The organism is Alteromonas sp. McT4-15 (assembly GCF_020515205.1).
In the GTDB taxonomy this organism is placed as follows: Bacteria; Pseudomonadota; Gammaproteobacteria; order Enterobacterales; family Alteromonadaceae; genus Alteromonas.
Genome location: NZ_JAJALG010000074.1, coordinates 1 through 2,767 on the forward strand (window position 1 = coordinate 1; position 2,767 = coordinate 2,767).

At 41.7% G+C, this 2,767-nt stretch carries 3 protein-coding genes; 1 reads left to right on the forward strand and 2 read right to left on the reverse strand.

Annotation, left to right across the window (positions count from 1 at the left end; genetic code table 11):
• Positions 1-280: 280 nt before the first annotated feature.
• The gene (locus tag LHL20_RS20650; RefSeq protein WP_226434650.1) at positions 281-631 is read left to right on the forward strand and encodes a hypothetical protein; all 351 of its coding nucleotides are present in this window, start codon (positions 281-283) and stop codon (positions 629-631) included.
• A gap of 760 nt (positions 632-1,391) precedes the next feature.
• On the opposite strand, the gene LHL20_RS20655 is transcribed toward LHL20_RS20650, so the two are convergent.
• Positions 1,392-1,685, reverse strand: a complete 294-nt coding sequence (locus tag LHL20_RS20655; protein WP_007991254.1) for a type II toxin-antitoxin system RelE family toxin — start codon at positions 1,683-1,685, stop codon at positions 1,392-1,394.
• On the reverse strand, positions 1,675-1,923 hold the full coding sequence (locus tag LHL20_RS20660) for a type II toxin-antitoxin system Phd/YefM family antitoxin (RefSeq protein ID WP_032095995.1): 249 nt from the start codon (positions 1,921-1,923) through the stop codon (positions 1,675-1,677). Before LHL20_RS20660 ends, LHL20_RS20655 begins: the two co-directional genes overlap by 11 nt.
• Between the last annotated feature and the right edge of the window lie 844 nt (positions 1,924-2,767).

Consider the following 2,767-nt stretch of genomic DNA (forward strand, 5'->3'; position numbering starts at 1 on the left):
ATCCGATCACTTAAGGTAAAACTGGCAAGGACGAAAAAGAAGAAGAAAAAGTGATCGGATAAAACCGAAATGACCGTTCGGATTCACCGAAATACGCAAAAGTAATATTATTGGTTATTCATTAGTATTAGTTTTGGTGGTCTGTGGTGCCTGGCTTCAATTCAGCATTTAACAAGCGGCTCCACCGGACAAATTTTGGTGTCACCTTTTTTGTCCCAAAAAAGCCGCCACAAAAATTTGCTCGGTGAGCCGGGCGTTATGCATCTATGGAGAAAAATGCATGATCAATAGAGCTGCAATAATGCTCAAATACAAAAAGCCTGCAATTGACTGGATTAACTCTGCGGATCCTGTTCCAAATTCACCAAAAGTCATTTTGGAAGAAGTAAATGAGGAAAGAACAGTTTTCCTAATCCGAGACGAAGATGCAGATACGCCCGATATCGTTAATCAGTGGATAAAACTCAATTATAAAGCTCTTTTTGAAAATGAGCTTTTCAGTTGGTACGTAGATGAGAGTCTTTGGCCTAAAAAACGAACACTGAATATGTTTAAACAGTGGTTCGACGTGGAATGCCATACCGTAATCATTGATTTGGTTGGGCAACCAATAGTTAGCACCGATGCATAACAAGGCGCTTAACACGTGCCCGAAAGAGCCGGGCACTGGGACAGTAACGCGGGGCCGCTTCGCGATTATGGCCCCACGCCACTGCCCGTTAGCTTAGCGTTATACACCACCCATTCTTTAGTAAAAAATAAGTCAAAGTTAGGCGCTTTTTTACAACTGCTTTGGGGGTTCGTTTTAGTATTTGGTCAGCACCGAAGGTAACTTGAAAGCCCTGCTTTTCAACTCAAGCAGCTCTCTTCTCTGGCAGCTAGTTAAAGTTAATAGCGTTGGTTGTTTTGTTCGGTACTTTTACCCTATTTTCTTTAACATGCTGGCAGTTAACAAACGGTTTGTGTATAACAAAAAAATTAAGTCGTGCGCTGGCGCGCACTGGGACGCATACACGTGGGCTGCTTCGCATTATAGCCCACGCGCCTGCGCCCCTTATTTAAAAGTTATACACCACCCATTTTTTAGTAAAAATCAGGCCAAAGTTCGGCACTTTTTTACAACGGCTTTGGGGGTTCGTTTTAGTTTTCGGTCAGCATCGAAGGTAACTTGAAAGTTCTGTTTTTCAACTCAAGCCGCCCTCTTTTCTAGCTGCTTGCTAAAGTTAAAATCGCTGGTTGTTTTGTTCAGTACATTTACTCTATTTTCTTCAACATGCTGGCAGTTAACATACGGTTTGTGTATAACAAAAAAATTAAGTCGTGGGCTAAAGCCCACTGGGACGCTAACACGCAGGGCGGCTTCGCTATTATGCCCTACGCGTTATCGCCCCTTATTCAGCATCAAGTCTCTTTAATGCTTTTTTGTAAGCCTCATTTCTTTCGCGTTTTCCCACTGCAAGCACTGTAACTACAACTACGTCATCAAGTACCTGATACACCAACCTATATCCTGATTGACGTAATTTTATTTTATAAACATTATCTGCACCTAACACTCTATCTGGGGCTACGTGCGGTGTTTTTAACCTCTCTGCTAACTTCTTTTTCAATTGCTGCTGCAAAGTACTACCAAGCTTATTCCATTCTTTTAGGGCGCTTCTTTTAAACTCTAATTTATAGGTCATCCAAATTCACCGAAACGCTTTCTTCACCTTGCCTTTCTTTAACAAGCTGTAGTAGTTCCAGATCTTCCAAACGATCCATCATTTTTTCGTAAATCTCAGCCGGGACACAATAGAATGCGGGTTCATTCCTATTCAATATGGCGACAGGATCGCCATATGCACTGCTCGCAACTTTCATAGGGTTTGCTTTTAGTTCTGTAATACTTGCAGCAACTTCAGCCAAAACTCTCGCCGCCATAACGGTCTCCTAAAAGGTCTTTAATTAGGTCATTTTAGGCTATCATTGTTGGTTTAACAAGCGCATAAACTCGCTCACTACGTTCGCTGGGACAAAAATACGTAGGCTCCCTGCGCTTCGCTTGGTATTGTAGCCTACATATTTTTGCCCGTTATGCGGGTGTTTATGCGCTTCGAGAAGTCTGAGATGCAACCACACAAAAAAACTGTTCTTACTGGGGCGCTAATTTGCGTGGTAAGTCTCGTGTTCTTATTGATAGATTTAACTTCAAACTATGAACAATATTTGGGAGCTGCTATAGGTCGCGAAACAGTATTGGTTACTTCTAAAAATGAGTTTGAGATACGAAACGAGAACTATAAAGGAAGGAACGGTCCCAGAGTATATGCTTATTAGTTAACTCAACCTGCTTTGCAAAACCTGCTGCTCCTTTCGATTATTTGAATAGTAGAAAGCGAGCACTTTGGAGATATCTAGGTTTTTTTATTTTGGGTTTATTGATTATTGCTTTCTCAAAGCAAATAGCAAAACGTGTTGGCTAGTGGTTCCAGCGCATAACAAGCCACTCAAGGCTCTCGCTTCGCTCGCTGGGACGCTAACACATGGGCTGCGTCACTTCGTTCCTAATTTTAGCACATGTGTTATCGCCCCTTAGTGGGAAGTTATGTGCCAAATTGAAAAAGGACAATTTGCTATGAATACTATACGGATATTAGGCGTTATTTTAGGCTTAGTCTTGATGCCCATTTATGGCTATGTATTTCTAACGGAGCATTTAGCTGCACTAGGAAGTGTATTAGGCTTTTTGGTAGGTATTTTGTTTATTCATTTCGGCGTTACAGGT

Bases quoted from the DNA above. Each gene is read 5' to 3' on its own strand.
- LHL20_RS20655 (WP_007991254.1), bottom strand. From the start codon at position 1,685: ATGACCTATAAATTAGAGTTTAAAAGAAGCGCCCTAAAAGAATGGAAT.
- LHL20_RS20660 (WP_032095995.1), bottom strand. From the start codon at position 1,923: ATGGCGGCGAGAGTTTTGGCTGAAGTTGCTGCAAGTATTACAGAACTA.
- LHL20_RS20650 (WP_226434650.1), top strand. From the start codon at position 281: ATGATCAATAGAGCTGCAATAATGCTCAAATACAAAAAGCCTGCAATT.